A 752-nucleotide genomic window follows, 5' to 3' on the forward strand; every position below is an offset into this window, starting at 1 on the left:
GACCAGCGTTAAGGTTTCATCGATATCAAACGGTTTTGGCAGGTACTCGAACGCGCCTTTTTGATAGGCGTTAACGGCGGCATCTAAGTCGGAATGCGCGGTCATGATGATCACGGGCAAATCAGGGTAATCACGTTGCACTTGCTTGAGCAGTTCTAATCCGTCGATACCGGGCATGCGAATATCAGACACCAGTACGTCTGGCACTTCGCGCTCAAGCGCCATCAAAACGCTTTCCCCATCGGCATAGGTTTCGCATTTTATGTTGGCTGAGGAGAGCGTTTTCTCCATAACCCAGCGAATTGAACTGTCGTCATCGACGACCCAAACATATCCTTTACTCATGTACTAATCCTTGCAGCAAAAACCGTAAATTGGCGCTCAACGAAATCCATTCGTGAGGTCAAATCGGCAAATAAATTGTAAAAGTGGTGTGGCCAGGCCAGCTTTCAACGTCGATTTTTCCGTTGTGCTGGTCGATCAGGTTTTGTGAAATAGACAACCCAAGTCCGGTGCCGCCTTCGCGCCCGCTGACCATGGGATAAAACAAGGTGTCCTGTAATTCTGGTGGAATGCCCGGCCCGTTATCAGTGATCTCGACGCGCGCCGCTAATTTGCAGCGTTTGCCATGAATGTTGGCTTGATGCACCGTTCTGGTGCGAATGGTGATGTTGCCGTGCTCTTGATGAGCAAGAATTTGTGCCGCGTTGCTGACGATGTTCAGCATCGCTTGTTCTATTTGATCCGCATCC

2 protein-coding genes are annotated in these 752 nt (G+C 49.9%); both read right to left on the reverse strand.

Annotated features, from left to right (window positions below):
* Positions 1-345: response regulator (locus tag R8N49_RS26770; RefSeq protein WP_318190404.1), on the reverse strand; the 345-nt coding region annotated here is incomplete at its 3' end.
* A gap of 58 nt (positions 346-403) precedes the next feature.
* Positions 404-752: ATP-binding protein (locus R8N49_RS26775; RefSeq protein WP_318190405.1), on the reverse strand; the 349-nt coding region annotated here is incomplete at its 5' end.

The sequence above is a fragment of the Vibrio sp. 1978 genome, from assembly GCF_033344345.1.